Below are 1,687 nucleotides of genomic sequence, written 5' to 3'. Positions count from 1 at the left end.
AAGAACGCCAATGGAAACTCTGATAGATGGCAAAGAGATCTGGAAGGAAAAATTTGTAGCCTGAATTTGACCTGACAGACACCCTCTGAAAAATCGGTGACTGTCAGATCAGGTCTGAACTACTACACCTTAACAACAGCTACACTCTCTTCGTCTTTTTCATCTTTTTACTTTTTGCAGAATTCTCTATTGATAGTTCAAACCATTTATTCAAACAACCACCAAGCTCAGCAGCCTCCTCTTTTTTCCTTCTAGCTTCCGCCTCATCCTGCTCGCTGTTTTCGGACTTTTGATTTGGACTTATTTTTTTATTCTGTTTACCTTTTTTTCCTTTTTTTAGCTTGGGCGCTGCCGCCTCAGTTTCTAAAAAGACGCTTAGACGCTCCAAAACTTCGCCCGTCATTGCAACCTCACTCCTCCCCTTATTCTTCTTAATATATTTTTTCAGAGAAGGCATTACTATACCTTCAACGAGGTCTGCGGCTATTCCTTCAACCATGAGACTACTTTCATCAAGATCAATCACCCCAGGCCTTGAAAGATCATCATTAAGGCCTTTCAACTTATCCTTAAATTCATTCAATTGCCCATCAGAGCACTCTTTCCCTTCTTTGCGCTTCCTCTCCATTCGATCAGCACATCCTTTGATTTCGTACTCAATATCCCCTTTACTGAGCGCCTTTATCAGAAAACACTCTAGAAAAACCTCATTTCGACCTGACATAGCAGAACACCCCAACATGCCAGGAGCACTGGTTGAGTAATAAGGTGCTTTTTTAGGCTTAGTAATTTGAATATAATCACGGGCCAGAAGGCCTAATCCCAGCCTGGAGCCTTTTTTAAAAATTGATTCATGCTGACCTTCGATTGTAGAACACAAAGTACAGTGGCCCACTAGCTGAAACAACATCGCACGAAGCTGAAGTTTTCTATCGACACTTTCATTTTTTAAAACATGCCGATGAGATACAATAAATTCGATAAACTCATCTCTTATGGAAACCGATTTCCCATAATCATGAGTCTTCCTTGTTTTTTTTGCTAATTTGGAATGCAACTTTTCAACTTCAGAAAAAACATCACTTTCTGAAGTCTGGCTTATCTGAATGGGTTTAGGGCTCACTTCAGGCACCTCAAACAGCTCAGTGCTGTCTACCTTAACTTCTGTAGAGTCTTGAACCACAACACCATTAGCGTTTGCTATCTGGAAGTGAACGGTTTCGCATGGCTTTTTTGACACATCTCGTTCACAAGACTCTTCATTTTGAGCGGTAACAGAAAACCCAACTTCGCTTATAGCACAGGGAGTAGCTTCCTTTATTGTCACTACTGGCGAAGGGACTGAAACGGTGACTAACTCAACATCCTTAACCATAAGAGGCTTTATTTCGGATACCTGCTCTACTGGCATCCCTATATCACATTCAGTAGCACAATACTCTGGCTGCAGGACAAATACATTCCCAGCCTCTGCAATCTCACTTACCCTACCGGAATTGGATACTGGCCTAACATTCTTAATCATCGGAGGCTTTATTTCCGATACCTGCTCTACTGGCACAGGGCAAAAACATGATCAAGAATCAATCAGCCCAAGCACTTTCATCATATAGTCTTCATCCCAGCCACAGGTTTTACGTTTGTTCTTGATACCAGCCTTCACTGAAGTATCAAGCTTGAGAAGGTT

General features: G+C 41.6%; 1 protein-coding gene. It reads right to left on the bottom strand.

What is annotated here, in order from left to right:
* Positions 1–139: 139 nt before the first annotated feature.
* Positions 140–1,525 (bottom strand): hypothetical protein, encoded by a 1,386-nt coding sequence (locus ACNRUY_RS26405; RefSeq protein ID WP_488114649.1) that lies wholly within the window; start codon positions 1,523–1,525, stop codon positions 140–142.
* Positions 1,526–1,687: the final 162 nt, after the last annotated feature.

It is taken from the genome of Endozoicomonas sp. Z74 (assembly GCF_057680865.1).
Note: the sequence above shows the minus strand (reverse complement) of the source record. Positions and strands in the feature narration are given on the sequence as shown.

Excerpts from the sequence above, each read along its gene's own strand:
- ACNRUY_RS26405 (WP_488114649.1), bottom strand. The coding sequence starts at position 1,525 with ATGATTAAGAATGTTAGGCCAGTATCCAATTCCGGTAGGGTAAGTGAG.